At 74.4% G+C, this 15,108-nt stretch carries 14 protein-coding genes; 5 read left to right on the top strand and 9 right to left on the bottom strand.

Going from position 1 to position 15,108, the window contains the following annotated elements:
- Positions 1 to 177: 177 nt before the first annotated feature.
- Positions 178 to 618, bottom strand: a complete 441-nt coding sequence (locus ACZ5GH_RS22555; RefSeq protein ID WP_387750028.1) for a molybdenum cofactor biosynthesis protein MoaE — start codon at positions 616 to 618, stop codon at positions 178 to 180.
- A 110-nt stretch (positions 619 to 728) separates the two neighbouring features.
- The gene (locus ACZ5GH_RS22550) at positions 729 to 1,877 is read right to left on the bottom strand and encodes an NAD-dependent epimerase/dehydratase family protein (protein WP_387750025.1); all 1,149 of its coding nucleotides are present in this window, start codon (positions 1,875 to 1,877) and stop codon (positions 729 to 731) included.
- 199 nt (positions 1,878 to 2,076) lie between these two features.
- On the opposite strand from ACZ5GH_RS22550, the gene ACZ5GH_RS22545 reads away from it, so the two are divergent.
- Both ACZ5GH_RS22545 and ACZ5GH_RS22540 read left to right on the top strand, forming a co-directional pair.
- Positions 2,077 to 3,591, top strand: coding sequence for a zinc-dependent metalloprotease (locus ACZ5GH_RS22545; protein ID WP_464335119.1), 1,515 nt, complete (start codon positions 2,077 to 2,079; stop codon positions 3,589 to 3,591).
- Complete coding sequence (locus tag ACZ5GH_RS22540; RefSeq protein WP_464335118.1) at positions 3,588 to 4,205, top strand: NUDIX hydrolase; 618 nt, start codon at positions 3,588 to 3,590, stop codon at positions 4,203 to 4,205. The genes ACZ5GH_RS22545 and ACZ5GH_RS22540 overlap by 4 nt, the downstream gene beginning before the upstream one ends.
- A 123-nt stretch (positions 4,206 to 4,328) precedes the next feature.
- Here ACZ5GH_RS22540 and ACZ5GH_RS22535 read toward each other — a convergent pair whose 3' ends face one another.
- Positions 4,329 to 4,913 (bottom strand): M48 metallopeptidase family protein, encoded by a 585-nt coding sequence (locus ACZ5GH_RS22535; protein WP_387750016.1) that lies wholly within the window; start codon positions 4,911 to 4,913, stop codon positions 4,329 to 4,331.
- 402 nt (positions 4,914 to 5,315) lie between these two features.
- Between ACZ5GH_RS22535 and ACZ5GH_RS22530 the strand changes: the two genes are divergently transcribed.
- Together ACZ5GH_RS22530 and ACZ5GH_RS22525 are read left to right on the top strand one after the other, a co-directional pair.
- On the top strand, positions 5,316 to 6,404 hold the full coding sequence (locus ACZ5GH_RS22530) for a ThiF family adenylyltransferase (RefSeq protein ID WP_387750013.1): 1,089 nt from the start codon (positions 5,316 to 5,318) through the stop codon (positions 6,402 to 6,404).
- Between the two features lie 620 nt (positions 6,405 to 7,024).
- On the top strand, positions 7,025 to 8,407 hold the full coding sequence (locus ACZ5GH_RS22525) for an ABC1 kinase family protein (RefSeq protein ID WP_464335117.1): 1,383 nt from the start codon (positions 7,025 to 7,027) through the stop codon (positions 8,405 to 8,407).
- Between the two features lie 121 nt (positions 8,408 to 8,528).
- On the opposite strand, the gene ACZ5GH_RS22520 is transcribed toward ACZ5GH_RS22525, so the two are convergent.
- The 4 genes from ACZ5GH_RS22520 to ACZ5GH_RS22505 all read right to left on the bottom strand — a co-directional run bounded on the left by ACZ5GH_RS22520 (position 8,529) and on the right by ACZ5GH_RS22505 (position 12,449).
- Positions 8,529 to 8,927, bottom strand: coding sequence for a hypothetical protein (locus ACZ5GH_RS22520; RefSeq protein WP_387750007.1), 399 nt, complete (start codon positions 8,925 to 8,927; stop codon positions 8,529 to 8,531).
- The gene (locus ACZ5GH_RS22515) at positions 8,924 to 9,292 is read right to left on the bottom strand and encodes a WhiB family transcriptional regulator (protein WP_374120130.1); all 369 of its coding nucleotides are present in this window, start codon (positions 9,290 to 9,292) and stop codon (positions 8,924 to 8,926) included. The genes ACZ5GH_RS22520 and ACZ5GH_RS22515 overlap by 4 nt, the downstream gene beginning before the upstream one ends.
- A gap of 170 nt (positions 9,293 to 9,462) precedes the next feature.
- Entirely contained in the window at positions 9,463 to 9,909 is a 447-nt protein-coding gene (locus ACZ5GH_RS22510) for a hypothetical protein (protein ID WP_387750004.1), read from the bottom strand.
- Positions 9,910 to 10,181: 272 nt separating this feature from the next.
- Positions 10,182 to 12,449, bottom strand: coding sequence for an ATP-dependent DNA helicase UvrD2 (locus tag ACZ5GH_RS22505; protein ID WP_387750001.1), 2,268 nt, complete (start codon positions 12,447 to 12,449; stop codon positions 10,182 to 10,184).
- Between the two features lie 164 nt (positions 12,450 to 12,613).
- On the opposite strand from ACZ5GH_RS22505, the gene ACZ5GH_RS22500 reads away from it, so the two are divergent.
- Positions 12,614 to 12,871, top strand: a complete 258-nt coding sequence (locus ACZ5GH_RS22500; protein ID WP_387749999.1) for a mycoredoxin — start codon at positions 12,614 to 12,616, stop codon at positions 12,869 to 12,871.
- Positions 12,872 to 13,038: 167 nt separating this feature from the next.
- On the opposite strand, the gene ACZ5GH_RS22495 is transcribed toward ACZ5GH_RS22500, so the two are convergent.
- Both ACZ5GH_RS22495 and nudC read right to left on the bottom strand, forming a co-directional pair.
- Positions 13,039 to 13,878, bottom strand: a complete 840-nt coding sequence (locus ACZ5GH_RS22495; RefSeq protein ID WP_387749995.1) for a GntR family transcriptional regulator — start codon at positions 13,876 to 13,878, stop codon at positions 13,039 to 13,041.
- A gap of 276 nt (positions 13,879 to 14,154) precedes the next feature.
- Complete coding sequence (nudC, locus tag ACZ5GH_RS22490) at positions 14,155 to 15,096, bottom strand: NAD(+) diphosphatase (protein WP_387749992.1); 942 nt, start codon at positions 15,094 to 15,096, stop codon at positions 14,155 to 14,157.
- Positions 15,097 to 15,108 lie beyond the last annotated feature (12 nt).

Raw genomic sequence — 15,108 nt, 5'->3', positions numbered from 1 at the left:
TTAACCACTCCGGCGGACAACGCGGCCGGCGCCGTCCGGGTTACGGGACGGCCGATCGGCTCACTTCCAGGGAGTATTCGCAGCGCCGCCGCGGACCCGTTGGAGTGACGGCCCGGCGCGCCTGCCCCGACGGACGCGCGAGTCGTGCCTCCCGGTTCCGGCGCACCGCGACCGGTCTCAGCAGCCGCCGGCCCCGACCCACTCCTCCTCGCCGTCGGCGAAGACCTGGTGCTTCCAGATCGGCACCTCGTGCTTGAGGTCGTCGATCAGCCGGCGGGCGGCCGCGAAGGCCTCGCCGCGGTGGTCGCAGGAGACGGCGACGATCACGGCCTTGTCACCGATCCCCAGCCGGCCCACCCGGTGGACCGCGGCGAGCGCCCGGACCGGGAAGTCCGCGGCCACCTTCTCGGCGATCCGGCGCATCTCCCGCTCGGCGGTGGGGTGGCAGCTGTACTCCAGCACGGAGACCGACTTGCCGCCGTCGTGGTCCCGGACCGTCCCGACGAAGACGGTGGTGCCGCCGGCCGCGTCGTCGCCGACCGCCTCGTACACCTCGTCCAGCGAGAGCGGGGTGTCGCGGACGGCGAGCAGCCGGATGGGGTCGTGGTTCTCGGACATGACCCCATGATTGCCCATCCGGGACGGTCCACGGCAAGAGCCTTCCGCATCACGACGGGGAGATTTCGCATCGTGAGAAACGGCGTCGGTCGACCGGCTCGCGCGGCCGGTCAGAACCTCCGCCGCTTTCGGGCCCGGCGCACCAGCGCCGCCGTACCGACCAGCGCCACCGTCGCCCCGGCCGCCCCCAGGCTGGTCGCCGCCTCCTTGCCGCCCAGCCGCCGCCCGGCCACCGCGTGCTTGCCCGACACCTGCTCCAGCAGCTCGGCCAGCACCCGCTCGTTGGTGTGCGCCGGGCGCCAGCCCGCCTCGTGCAGCCGGCTGCCGGACACCACCCACGGGTACATCGTGTACGCGAGGTCGCCGGCCGGGGCCGGGGTCAGGCCCAGCCGGTGCAGCCGCGCCGCCGTGCCCAGCGCCAGCGAGGCCGGCAGCTCCATCCGCCGGATCCCGGACAGCCGCTCGACGTCCTCCTGCTCCAGCCAGCCGTCGCAGCCGACCGTCACCTCGCCCTCGACCAGGCCCAGCGCCGCGTACTCCAGCGCCGCCGCCAGGTCGTCCACGTGGCAGAACTGCCAGCACGGCCGGGAACCGGCCACCACCAGCAGCCGGGGCGCCTCGAAGTGCCTGGTCAGCACGGTGTCCACGCCGGGGCCCACCACCACGGCCGGGCGCAGCACCGTCACCTGGAGGCCCGGGTGGGCGCGCGGCGCCCGGCGGGCCAGCCGCTCGATCTCCAGCAGGTCCCCGACCAGCGAGGCCTCCTCGGTGGCCCGCAGCTCGGAGTCCTCCGCCAGCGGCACCTCGTTGTCGGCCAGCGCGCCGTAGACCATCGCCGAGGTGCACAGCACCACCCGGTGCACCCCGGCGGCCGCGGCCGCGGTCAGCACCGTCTGGGCGCCGCGCACGTTGTAGGCGCTGCGGGCCCGGGCGTCGGACTCCATGCCGAAGTCCATCGCCAGGTGCACCACCACGTCGACCCCGGCCAGCCGCTCGGCCACCGCCGGGTCGCGCACGTCGAGCACCCGCCACTGGACGCCCGGCACGTCGCCGCGCCGGTCGTCCACCGCGAGGACCCTGCGCACGTGCGGGGACGCCACCAGCCGGGCGGCCACCCGCTCGCCGAGGACACCCGCGGCGCCGGTGACCGCCACGGTCAGCGGCCGTCCGCCGTAGGCTGGAGACGGCGGCGCCGTGGTGTCCGGCGCGTCCTCTCCTCCGGTCAGCCCAGAGCGAACGTCCGAGGGCGGGGAACTCACCGGCCATCCTCCACGGTTAGCTTTATGTGCGTACGGACGTGTGTCACGTACGTCCATCCTGCCCGAGGCGAAGGCCCGGCGGTGCACCCGGCGCGGGCCTGCCGCACGGGAGCCGTCCCCGAGTCCCCCACTCCGCCGCCGCCCCGGGCGCAGACTTTTCCGCCACACCCGCATGACGGCCGACCGGATCGAGGACCCCGTGAGCGACCTTCCCTTCGGATTCGGCGTTCCTCCCGAGGAGCCCGAGGACGGCAAGGCCAAGCCCGACGACGCGCAGAAGAAGAAGGACCAGGAGCAGTCCGGCAGCGGTCCGCAGCCGTTCGGCTTCGGCGGCGGCAACCCCTTCGGCGCGATGTTCGGGATGCCCGGCGCCCCGGGCGGCCCCGGCGCCGACAACCCCTTCGCGGCGATGTTCGGCGGCATGAACCCGGGCGACCTCGGCGCCGCCTTCCAGCAGCTCGGCCAGATGCTCTCGTTCGAGGGCGGCCCGGTGAACTGGGACCTCGCCACCAACATCGCCCGCCAGACCGTGGTCGCCGAGCCCGCCGAGGGCAAGAGCAAGGACCGCTCGGTCAGCGCGGCCGAGCGCTCCGCCGTCGTCGAGGCCGTCCGCCTGGCCGACCTGTGGCTCGACGGCTCCACCGAGTTCCCCTCCGGCGCCGGCACCGCCGTCGCCTGGAGCCGCGCCGAGTGGATCGAGGCCACCCTCCCGGTCTGGAAGGACCTGGTGGACCCGGTCGCCGAGCGGGTCGGCAACGCCATGGGCGGCGTCCTGCCCGAGGAGATGCAGGCCATGGCCGGCCCGCTGATGGGCGTGATGCGCTCGATGGGCGGCGCCATGTTCGGCACCCAGATCGGCCAGGCGCTCGGCGCGCTCGCCGGCGAGGTGGTCGGCTCCGCCGACGTCGGCCTGCCGCTCGCCCCGGCCGGCAAGGCCGCGCTGCTGCCGCAGAACGTCGCCGAGTTCGGCGAGGGCCTGAACGTGCCCGCCGACGAGGTCCGCCTCTACCTCGCCCTGCGCGAGGCCGCCCACCAGCGGCTCTTCGCCCACGTGCCGTGGCTGCGGGCCCACCTGCTGGGCGCCGTCGAGGCCTACGCCCGCGGCATCAAGGTCGACACCTCCCGGATGGAGGAACTGGTCGGCCAACTCGACCCGACCAACCCGGAGGCCCTCCAGGAGGCGCTGGCCGGCGGCCTGCTCCAGCCCGAGGACACCCCCGAGCAGAAGGCCGCGCTCGCCCGCCTGGAGACCGCCCTCGCCCTGGTCGAGGGCTGGGTCGACGCCGTCGTGCACGCCGCCGCCGCACCGCACCTGCCGCAGGCCGGCGCGCTGCGCGAGACCGTCCGCCGCCGCCGCGCGGCCGGCGGGCCCGCCGAGCAGACCTTCGCCACCCTCGTCGGCCTGGAACTGCGCCCGCGCCGGCTGCGCGACGCCTCCCGGCTCTGGGCGCTGCTCGCCGACGCCCGCGGCATCGAGGGCCGCGACGCGCTCTGGGAGCACCCGGACATGCTGCCCACCGCCGCCGACCTGGACGACCCGGACGCCTTCGTGCACCGGGGCTCCGCCGACGACCTGGAGGGCGGCATCGACTTCGACGCCTTCGACAAGCTGCTCGGCGAGGCCGCGGCCGGCAAGCCCGACCTCACCAAGAAGGACGAGCAGCCGAAGGACGACGAGGACGGCACCGACGGAAAGGGCGAGCCCACCGCATGACGGCCACCGAGACGACCGCCACCGGGGCCCCCGACACCGGAACCCCCGCCGCCGGCCTGCACGCGGACGCCGTCCGCACGCTGACCGGGTGGCGGCCCGCCGACCAGGACCAGGAGCGGCTGCGGCTCGACTACCTGGAGCACCTCGCCGCGCAGCCGGAGGGCCTCTACCGCTCCTGCCTGCCCGCGCACATCACGGCGAGCGCGGCGGTCGTCGACGCGGCCGCCGGGCGGGTGCTGCTCACCCTGCACCCCAAGGTCGGCATGTGGCTCCAGATGGGCGGGCACTGCGAGCCCGGCGACCGCGACCTCGCCTCGGCCGCGCTGCGCGAGGCCGTCGAGGAGTCCGGCATCCCCGACCTGGTGCTGCTGGAGAGCGGCGGCGCCCCGGTGCCGGCCAAGCTGGACCGGCACCTGGTCCGCTGCACCGGCAAGGACCGGCCGGAGAACACCCACCTGGACGTCCAGTACATCGCGCTGGCCCCGGTCGGCGCGCAGGCGCTGATCAGCGAGGAGTCGCTGGACCTGCGCTGGTTCGACTACGACCGGCTGCCGGAGCTCACCGACCACTCGGTGCGCGACCTGGTGGCGCGGGCACGGCAGCTGACCAGCTGAGGTGCGACAGCGGAAGGGGGCGCGGACCTTGTCGGTCCGCGCCCCCTTCCGTCGTTCCTCCGGTCGAACCGACCGGCCTGCGGCTCACACCGCTCCGGCCCCGGACCTGAACCCGCCGCGGCCTCAGCCGCAGGAGGCCGCCGGATCCGGCCCGGTCGGACTCGGGGCCGCGTTCCGCGCGCCGGGGATGTGCGGCAACCGGGCGGCGGAGACCACGCCCTCCAGGTAGCCGCGGGCCCGCTCGGTCCGCGGGTAGGCCTCCAGCAGGGCCCAGAACGCCGGACCGTGGTCCGGCACCAGCAGGTGCGCCAGCTCGTGCAGCAGCACGTAGTCCAGCACGTACTCGGGCATGCCCTGGAGACGGTGGGAGAGGCGGATCGTCCCCTCGCTGGGGGTGCAGGAGCCCCAGCGGGAATTCTGGTTGGTGACCCAGCGGACCAGGCTGGGCCGGGCGCGGTCATCCAGGTACGCCGCCGACAGCTCGCGGGCCCGGGCCATCAGGGCCTCGTCACCGGGGATCCGCCGGGACTCCTGGGCGGCGAGCTTCTCCAGCATCTGCGCGACCCAGCGCTGCTCCTCGGCGTGCGACATCCGGGCCGGAATCAGCACGACGGTGCGGTCGCCCTCGCGGTAGGCGGAGACGGTACGGCTGCGGCGGGCGCTGCGCCGCACCTCGACCCGGCCGCGGTCGTGCGCCTCGGGGGGCACGGCGCCGGTGGGCGGCGGCGGGGCCGGCCTCGGCTGCTGCCGCTGGTCCGGGCGCCCGCGCGTGTTCGGCGCCGCGACCTGCGACCCGGACGCGGCACGGGCACGCCGACGCGACGCCGGTGGATGGGAGTCCCGCTCGGCTGCCATGGCACACGACGTTACCCCGTACCACGGACAGAAGTCCGCTGCCATGGCCGGAATCTTTCATGGAGTGATCGGGAACGAAAAGTCGACGGCGGGTGTCCGGAAACCGACGCCGGGGAGGATGGCCGGTTATCCACAGGGCGTGCGAACGGATGGCGTGATCATATGCACGCCCCTGTGGATAACTTTCCGCACGACACCGCCGCGATGGGGCAAGCTGCGGTCAGCCGTCCGGAAACGATCGGAAGGGAGATCGTCGTGCGCCTCGCCCTCAAGCCCGCGCTGTCCCGCAGCTGGCGGGACTCGGAAACCCTGCAGTTCGGCACCGTCACCCGGTTCGCCGGGGTGCTCGGCAACGCCGACAAGACCCTCTGCGACTTCCTCGCGCTGCTCGACGGGACGCGCGACCGACCGGAGCTCCTCGACGAGGGCGAACGCATCGGGCTCGGCCGCGAACCGGCCGACGCCCTGCTCACCGGGCTGGAGGAGACCGGCCTGCTGGACGACGCCGAGGCTGGCGCCCGGGCACTGGCCCGCTTCCCCTCGCAGCAGCGGGCCGTCCTCGAACCGGACCTCGCCTCGCTCTCCCTGGTCCACTCCGGGCCGGGCGCCGCACCGGCCGTCCTGGGCCGCCGGGCCGACACCCGGATCGAGGTGCGCGGCGCGGGCCGGGTCGGCGCCGCCGTGGCGGCGGTGCTCGCCGCCGGCGGCACCGGGACGGTCACGGTCGCGGACGGCGGCCGGGTGAAGCCCGGCGACTGCTCCCCGGCCGGGCTGACGCCCGGGGACGTCGGACGGCTGCGCTCGACGGCGGCCCGGGAGGCGGTGCAGCGCGCCGCCGGCCGGCCTCCGGCTCCGGTGCCCCGGCGCCGGCCCGGGGACCCGCCACCGGACTTCGTGGTCCTCGCGCCCCGGGACGGCAGCGCCGCCTTCGCGGGCGGGACGTACGAGGCCCGGCTGCTGCTGCGGGCCGGGGTGCCGCACCTCTACGTGGGCGTGGTCGAGGAGTTCGGCATCATCGGGCCGCTGGTGATCCCGGGGATGTCGGCCTGTGGGCACTGCCTGGTGCTGCGGCGGGAGGACGAGGACGCCGCCTGGCCACGAGTGCTGGCCCAGCTGGCCGACGCAGGCCCCGGCCGGGCCCGTACCCCGGCGTGCGACACGGCGCTGGCGACGGCGGTCGCCGGCTTGGCGGCACTGCACGTCCAGGTGTTCCTGGACGGCGGTCGGCCACCGAGCGTGGACGGCTGGTGCGAGGTCTCGGCCGGGGACGGCATGCCACGGCGCCTGCGGCTGCGCGGGCATCCGGACTGCGGCTGCCTGTGGCAGCCGCTGCCGCCGGCGTGAGGAGCGGGGACGGAGGAGTAGGAGGAGCAGGACCGAACTGACGGGAGCAGGCCCGGCGGCTGCACGGCTCGGCAGCCACCGGCCTCCCCACGGCACCGCGGGCACCCACCCGGCCGGACGAGCCGACGGCCAGGTGAGCCCGCGGTCCCGACCAACCCCGGACCGGGGTCGACGCCCCACGGGGGCGGGCACGCGAGGCCTTCCGAGGCCCGCGCCCTGCCCCGGGCAGGGCGCGGGCCTGCACACGGGAACGGGGAAGCCACCACTCGGGGCACGAGCCGGGTGGGTGGGTGGGTGGGCAGGGCGGTGGGTGGGCGGCGGGTGCGGCGGGTGGTGGGTGGTGAGGGCGGGCGGGTGGGGGGAGGGGGGAGGGGGCCCCGGGAAGCAAGCAACGTCACAACTCTCCTCCGCGCAGGAAGTCGGCCGAGCCGACTTCCTGCGCACAACCCCCAGCACCCACCCCCGCCCCGCCCGGACCAAGCCCCCCAACTCCCCGCAAAGGGAGGCCGCTCCCGCCCCGCCCCGCGGAATTCCGGCGGGCACGTAGCGGGGAGCGGGCACAATGGCGTAGAGATGGTCGGCCGCCCGGCACCGGGGGGCCATGGGAATGGAGGCCCGGGGTGAGCGATCTTCCGCGCAAGGCAGTGACCCGCACGGCACGGCTCGCCGCCCTGCCGCTGGGGATAGCCGGCCGCGCCACGCTCGGCCTGGGCAGGCGGATCGGCGGCCGCTCCGCCGAGGTGGTCACCGCCGAGCTCCAACAGGCCACCGCCGACCAGCTGTTCAAGGTCCTCGGTGAACTCAAGGGCGGGGCCATGAAGTTCGGGCAGGTGCTGTCCGTCTTCGAGGCCGCGCTGCCCGAGGAGGTCGCCGGGCCGTACCGGGCGGCGCTCACCAAGCTCCAGGACGCCGCTCCCCCGATGCCGGCCGCCAAGGTGCACACCGCGCTCGCCCAGCGGCTCGGTGACGACTGGCGCGAGCTGTTCCGGGAGTTCGACGACCGGCCCGCGGCCGCCGCCTCGATCGGCCAGGTGCACAGGGCGGTCTGGCACGACGGCCGCACGGTCGCCGTCAAGGTGCAGTACCCGGGCGCGGGCGACGCGCTGCTCGCGGACCTCTCGCAGCTGAGCCGGGTGGCCTGGCTGCTGGGCCCGCTGATCCCGGGGCTGGACATCAAGCCGCTGATCGCCGAGCTGCGCGAGCGCGTCTCCGAGGAGCTGGACTACGAGCTGGAGGCACAGGCCCAGCGCCGGCACGCCGAGGAGTTCACGGACGACCCGGACATCGTGGTGCCGGGCGTGGTCGCCCAGGCGGACCAGGTGCTGGTCACCGAGTGGATGGCCGGCACCCCGCTGGCCGAGGTGATCGCGGGCGGCACCCAGGAGGAGCGCGACCGCGCCGGGCAGCTGCTGGCCCGCTTCCTGTTCGCCGGCCCGTCCCGGACCGGTCTGCTGCACGCCGACCCGCACCCGGGCAACTTCCGGCTGCTGAAGGACGACGGCCCGGTGTCGGGCTGGCGGCTGGGCGTGCTGGACTTCGGCACCGTGGACCGGCTGCCCGGCGGGCTGCCCGCGCCGATCGGGGCCTCGCTGCGGATGGCGCTGGCCGGGGACGCGGCGGGCGTGCTCCGGATGCTGCGCGAGGAGGGCTTCGTGAAGCCCTCGGTCCGGCTGGACCCGGACGCGGTGCTGGACTATCTGCTGCCGATCATCGAGCCGGCCGCGGTGGAGAGCTTCCACTTCACCCGGACCTGGATGCGCGCCCAGGCGGCCCGGATCGCCGACCCGCGCTCGCCCGCCTACAACCTGGGCAAGCAGCTGAACCTGCCCCCGGCGTACCTGCTGATCCACCGGGTGACGCTGAGCACCATCGGGGTGCTCTGCCAGCTGGGTGCCAAGGCGCCGTTCCGCGCGGAGATGCTGGAGTGGCTGCCGGAGTTCGCCGACCACCGGACGGCGAAGTCCACCGAGGCCGACGAGCCCGCCCGGGTCCGCAAGGACTGACCCCCGGCGCCGCGACGACGGCCGCAGGCCGCTCCCCCACCAAGGGGAGCGGCCTGCGGCACGACGGGGGTGGACCGGAGTCCGGCGAGGGCCCGCGAAGGACGGGCCCACGGGGGGCGCCCTACATCAGCGCGACGGCGAGCGCCTTGCGGGCCCGCATCGAGGCCCGCTCGGCCCGCTGCCTGAGCCTGCGGGCCCGGATGACCCGGGTGACGAGCCGTTGGTTCTCGGCCTCGTGCAGCCTGTCTTGCATATGGGCACGGGCCAGGGATTCGTGGAGGAGTTGCATCTCGAGGATCCTGTTCTGGGTCTGGAGTTCGGTGGCCTGCTCGGCGCGGGCGGTGGGATCGACGGCGGCGGGGTTCATGTCGTGGTCCTGCTCGTGGTGCTTGCTCGGGAACGGGATGCGGGCTGCGGCGTCGGCCTTGGCGGCGGCGATCCGCACGGATCGGCGGAGGGCGCTGTCCAGCGGGGGCTGCTCTCCCCTGCGGACGGCCCTGGGCTCGTCGGCGGGGTTCACGCCATGACCTCGGTCTTGCGCGGACGGCCACGGGGACGCTTGCGGGCCACCACGACGCCCTGGACGAACAGCTCGCCACCCCAGACGCCCCACGGCTCACGCCGCTCCAGGGCGCCGGCCAGACAGGCGTCCTTCACCGGGCAGGTGCCGCAGAGGGACTTCGCGTACTCGACGTCGGCCGGCGTCTCGGCGAAGAAGACCTCGGGGTCGAAGGCGCGGCAGGGGATGGGGAGACCGAGGGACTCGGCCTGCTCGATCGAGCTGAGCTGCATGGAAGGAACCTCCGGGGGGTCGGCCTGGTCGGCCTTGGTGATCTGGCTTGTCGGCGGTACGGACGGGGTGGGCGGTGTGATGACCGTGGACACTGTGGGCGTCTTCCTCGTCTTTTCTCAGTGGTTCCGGCCCAGGGGACTGGTGGTGCTGGGCCGGAGGCCCCGGAGGGCCTGGGTGGTCTTGCGTACCGGACAAAACAGAAGGGCCGCGGATCCCGGTGTGACGGGTTCCGCGGCCCTGGAGGTGCCGACCTGAGGCTGGCTCAGGTTCGTTCTCTCCAGGGTTCAGGGCCGCGGAAGGCCTGCATCCGGATGGCCATGGCGCCGATGAAGGCGGCCTTGGCCTGGTTGATCTGCTGCTCGTTCTGCTTCTGGGCGTTTTCGGCACCGATGACCTGCGCATAGCCGCCATGCGTGGCGGCGGCTACGGCCGCCTTCGGTGCCTGGATCGGTCGCTCATCGCGCGGGGAGCACGACGTGCCGAACGACGCCCAGTCACGGGACAGACCGGTCTCGACAAAGGTGCCGTCGACGCTCCTGCTGCCCGTGAAGCACAGATCAGTGTGTCCAAGACCACTGACAACGGGGGCGACGGAGACACCGGTGGTGTCGAGACCCAGACCGGTTCCACCGAGCTCGGCGAGCGCCCGCAGACGGGCGGCACGCAGGGAGGCAGCGACAACGGTCTGGCCAGTCATTTTGGTGATCATGATGTTTCCCACTGTCTTCGCCTCCTCTCGGCGTCTCGCGGAGCCTGGTCTCCCTGGCTCCGAATGTTCGGATGTCTGTCTCGGTGAAGCTCTCGGGCGAGGGGCGTGGGCACAGGTTTCACCCCGTGCGACCGCGTCCCCTTGACCGCTCCGGCAGGCTATTGCGCTCCCGGTACGCGGCGCAAACTATTTTTCACGCGAGTTCTTCGGCACGTCACACATCGGGTTGCGCAGCCTTCGAAAGCGGCCCCCTGGACCGCGCCCGGACCGGCTCACGCCGGATCGACCGGACCGCCGTCCTCGACGTCGTCCGGATCCTCCTCGGGCTCCTCCCCCGCACACAACGAGAGCACGGCCGCCCCGTACTTGTCCAGCTTCATGGCCCCGACCCCGGAGATGGCGGCCAGCTCACCGCGCCCGGCGGGCACGTCCTCGGCGATCGCCATCAGCGTGGCGTCGGTGAACACCACGTAGGCCGGCGCGCCCTGCTTCTTCGCCTGCCGGGCCCGCCACTCGCGCAGCCGCTCGTACAGCCCCTCGTCCATCGTGGACGGGCAGCTCTCGCAGCGGCGCAGCTTGCGTTCGACGGCCTCGGTGAGCACCTTGTCGCAGACCCGGCACTTGACCGGTCCGCGGACCCGCCGCGCGGCGGAGCGTTCGCCGGGCTCGACGCCCCCTCGCCCGCCGCGTGCGCCGGTGCGCGCGCCCGGGGCGGCGGAGCCGGGGCGCAGCCCGTCCAGGAAGCGGCTGGGCTTGCGGCTGGCCCGGCCGCCCGGGGAGCGGGAGAGCGCCCAGGAGAGGGTGAGGTGCTTGCGGGCGCGGGTGACCCCGACGTAGAGGAGGCGGCGCTCCTCCTCGACCTGTTCGTCGGTCTTGGCGTAGATGATCGGCAGGGTGCCCTCGGTGAGGCCGACCAGGAAGACGGCGTCCCATTCGAGGCCCTTGGCGGCGTGCAGCGAGGCGAGCGTGACGCCTTCGACGGCGGGGGCGTGCTGGGCGGCGGCGCGGGCGTCCAGTTCGGCGACGTAGGCCGCGAGGTCGGTGGCCTGGCCGGCCTCGGTGCGGGTGCGTTCGAACTCCTCGGCCAGCCGGACGAGGGCGGCGAGCGACTCCCAGCGGTCCCGGACGGCGCCGGAGCCGGCCGGGGGTTCGGCGGTGAAGCCGCGGGTGGCCAGCACGGCGCGGACCTGGCCGGCCAGGTCGGGGGCGCCGTCGGTGAGCGGGTCGGAGGCGGCCCGGGCGGCGCCGCGCAGCAGTACGCCGGCGTCGCGGACCTCGGGGCGTTCGAAGAACCGTTCCGCGCCCTTGAGCTGGTAGGGGACGCCGAGGTCGGCGAGGGCCTGTTCGTAGACCTCGGACTGGCCGTTGGTGCGGAACAGCACGGCGATCTCGCTGGCGCGCACCCCGGCGGCGAGCAGTTCCTTGATCCGGCGGCCGGTGGTCTCGGCCTCGGTGGGCTCGTCCTCGTACTCGGTGTAGACGGGGTCGGGGCCGGCCTCGCGCTGGGAGACGAGTTCCAGGCGGTGCCGGGCGGCCTCGCCGCGGGCCTGGGCGAGCAGTCCGTTGGCGAGGTGGACGACCTGGGGGGTGGAGCGGTAGTCGCGGACCAGCTTGACCACCGTCGCCCCGGGGTGCCGGTTGCGGAAGTTGAGCAGGTAGTCGGGGGTGGCGCCGGTGAAGGAGTAGATGGTCTGGCTGGCGTCGCCGACGACGCAGAGGCTGGCGCCGCCGTCGGGGCCGGTCCACTGGTCGAGCAGGCGCTGCTGGAGCGGGGAGACGTCCTGGTACTCGTCGACGGTGAAGTGCCGGTACTGGGAGCGGACCTGGTCGGCGATGTCCGGGCGGTCCTCCAGGATGGCGGCGGTGAGCAGCAGGACGTCCTCGAAGTCGATGCTGCCGCGGCGGCTCTTGGCCTCCTCGTAGACGCGGTAGACCTGGGCGGTCTCGGCCGGGTCGCGGGGGGCCTCCCGGCCGGACTTGGCGACGGCGACGGGGTAGTCCTCGGGGGCGATCTGGGTGACCTTGGCCCATTCGATCTCGGCGGTGAGGTCGCGCAGTTCGGTGCGCTGGACGCGCAGGCCGCAGCGGCCGGCCGCCTCGGCGACGAGTTGGACCTTGCGTTCGAGGAGCTGGGGGACGGGGCCGCCGACGGCGCGGGGCCAGAAGTACTGGAGCTGGCGCAGGGCGGCGGCGTGGAAGGTGCGGGCCTGGACGCCGTCGGCGCCGAGCTGGCGCAGCCGGCCGCGCATCTCGCCGGCGGCGCGGGCGGTGAAGGTGACGGCGAGGACCTGTTGGGGGTGGTAGACGCCGCTGCGCACGCCGTAGGCGATCCGGTGGGTGATGGCGCGGGTCTTGCCGGTGCCGGCGCCGGCCAGGACGCAGACGGGGCCCTGCAGGGCGGTGGCGACGGCGCGCTGCTCGGGGTCGAGCCCGGCGAGCACGGCGTCCGGGCCCGTGGCGGCGCCGGGGTCGGCCCAGGGGGAGCCCTGGGGGCCGTCGTACGGGCTGCCGCTCAAGAGGTCTTCCTGCATGCGTTCCATCCTCTCAGCCCGGTGGGACAACGCGGACGGAGTTGTCCACAGGCCCGGTCCGATCGCAGGATGATCGCTCCGCACGACGGTCGACGGCGGGCCGGAATGCCCGCCGCCCGGTGGACGTTCCCTCCGGAGACCGTACGCACCCCTCTTCCGAAGGAGCCCCCTCGATGTCCGGCAGCGTGACGATGTACAGCACGACCTGGTGTGGGTACTGCAACCGGCTCAAGAGCCAGCTGGACCGTGAAGGCATCGGCTACACCGAGATCAACATCGAGGAGGACCCGGCGTCGGCGTCCTTCGTCGAGTCGGTGAACAACGGCAACCAGACCGTTCCGACGGTGCTGGTGACGCCGGCCGGCGGGGGCGAGCAGGTCGTGATGACGAACCCGAGCCTGCTGCAGGTCAAGAAGGCCCTGGCGGCCTGAGCCGGTCAGGGCCGGGCCCGCAGGACCCGAGCCGAACAGCCCCGGGTCGAACAGCCCCGGGTCGATCGGGCCCGCGCCGAACCGGGCTGAGCCCGTAGGACCCGGGCCCGCGGGGCGCGGGCACCGGCCCGTCCCCGCCGGGCCCGGGCCGCCGGGGCCGGCGCGCGTCACGGCGCGTCGGCCCGGGCCGGGTCGACGGGCGTGGCGGGCGCGGGCAGGGTGGTGCGCGCGCCGAGGTCGCCGACGCCGTAGACGAGCCGGCTGCGGTCGGCCGAGTAGCGGGTCTCGATGACCCGTACGGGCCCGCGCCGGTCGTAGGTGACGCGGGTCTGCACCATCAGCGGGACGCCGGGCCCGCCCTGGAACCACTGGGCCTCCTCGGGGCCCGGCATCCGCGCGACCAGGTGGTCCACCGCGCCGATCTCGGTGCGCCCGAGGGTGGCGAGCACCGCCTCGTCGCCGCCCTCGACCGGGTCGGGCTCCATCAGCGGGGTGCCGGCGGCGAGGCCGGCCCGGTAGTGGCTCTCCTCGATGGAGTACGGCTCGCGGTCGAGCAGCCGCAGCTGGCGGCGGACCACGATGGCCTCGCCGGGGCGCAGTCCGAGCCGTTCGGCGATGTCCACCCGGGCCCGGACGATCATCATCTCGAAGTCGGTGCCGAGTTCCCGCCCGGCCTCGGCGGCTTCGCCGAGGTAGACGGCGGAGGGCGTGGCGAGGCAGTCGCGCGGGGCGGGGGTCAGGCCGGGCCCGTAGGCGCGGTGGTCCAGGACGGGGTGCTCGCGCAGGTACGTGCCCTTGCCCTGGAGGCGGACCAGTCGGCCCTCGTTGACCAGGACGTCGACGGCGAGCCGGACGGTGTTGCGGGCGACGCCGTACTGGCGCTCCAGTTCGCTCTCGACCGGCAGGGCGGCGTCGGCGGTGAACTCGCCCTCGGCGATCCGGCGGCGCAGGTCCGCGGCGAGGCGCTGGTATTTGGGGGATTGGGCGGTGCCCCGGGGGATTGTCACCCTCGTGAATGTAGCGAGCGGGGTGAGCCGGTTTCAGCCGTTTCCGGCAATATCGTCCGAGCGGGTTGACTTCGCGCCCTTACCGGCCCCTCCTGGTAGCAGAACTGGCCCGTCCGGATACGAACAGCTGGTCGTGGTGAATTCGGGAAGGTATTGGAGAGGAAAAGGGGGGCGCATGGAATTTGCCACGCGCCCCCCTTTTCCTGCCTCGGGGCCACCGGTCCGCCTCCAGGACTACCAGCGCGCCTCCGGGGCCACCGGCCCCGCCACCCGGGACTACCAGCGCGCCGCCGAGGGCAGCGGCTCCCCGTACCAGAGCTCGACCAGGTGCCGGGCGATCGAGATGCCGGACGGCGGCAGGATCTCGCCCGCCGCCATCCCGGCCCGCAGCTCCTCGCGGGAGAACCAGCGCGCCTCGGCCAGCTCCTCGCCGTCCACGGTGATCTCGGTGCCGCCGGGCAGCGCCCGGCCCGTGAAGCCGAGCATCAGGCTGGACGGGAACGGCCACGGCTGGCTGGCGACGTAGTGCACCTCGCCGACCCGCACGCCCGCCTCCTCCTGCACCTCGCGGGCCACCGCCTGCTCGATCGACTCCCCCGGCTCGACGAAGCCGGCCAGCGTCGACCAGCGGCCCTCCGGCCACAGCGCCTGGCGGCCGAGCAGGCAGCGGTCCTGCTCGTCGGTGATCACCATGATCACCGCAGGGTCGGTGCGCGGGTAGTGCTCGGCCGCGCAGGAGGTGCAGCGCCGCACGTGCCCGGCGCCGGCCTTCTCGGTCGGGTGCCCGCAGCGCGAGCAGAAGCTGTGCAGCCGGTGCCAGTGCTCCAGCGCCACGGCGTGCACCAGCAGCCCGGCGTCCCGGTCGGACAGCAGCCCGCCGACCTCGCGCAGCCCGGCCGGGCGGGCGTCGCCGTCCAGCCGCCCGGGCAGGCTCTCGCCGGCCAGCGCGAAGTACGAGACGCCGTCCTCGTCGGTGCCGAGGAAGTACCGGTCGCCGTTCTGCGGCGCCTCGAAGGAGGGCAGCAGCACGAGTTCGGTGCCCTGCGCGGTGTCGACCACGAAGGCCTCGCCGCCGGCGATCGGCAGGACCCGGGTGTTCGGGTGGCTCCAGGCGGCGGCCAGCCAGGGCTCGTCGAAACGGTGCTCGGCCGCCCGGTCCACCCCGGACCGGGCCAGTGCCAGGTGCAGCGGGCGCTCGGTCTCAGGCACGGTGCTCACGTCTGTTCCATC

It is taken from the genome of Kitasatospora sp. Xyl93 (assembly GCF_055383135.1).
Note: the sequence above shows the minus strand (reverse complement) of the source record. Positions and strands in the feature narration are given on the sequence as shown.